The sequence below is a fragment of the Pseudomonas sp. PME37.24/006 genome, assembly GCF_055556635.1.
In genome coordinates, this window is the sequence record NZ_JBVHNL010000303.1 from 1 (window position 1) to 234 (window position 234).

Genomic DNA, 234 nt, shown 5'->3' on the forward strand with positions numbered 1-234 from the left:
GACGAAGTCATCGCCGCATCCATCGCGCCGGTCTGCATGGCGGCGTAGATTTCATTGGACGGCAAGGTCACCACGGCGGCGCCCGCTTCCTTCAGGATCAGGTCCATCTCGCGTGAACCGCCGCGCACCTTCATGCCCTTGGCATCGGCCGGATCTACGATGGGCTTGCCGCGCGAGGCCACGCCGCCGGCCTGCCAGATCCAGCTGACGATGACTACGCCCTTCTCGCCCAGG

General features: G+C 66.2%; 1 pseudogene. It reads right to left on the bottom strand.

Features of this window, described 5'->3' with window-relative positions:
* A pseudogene (locus ACZ3GY_RS24830) lies at window positions 1–234 on the bottom strand (hypothetical protein); the annotation flags it as partial.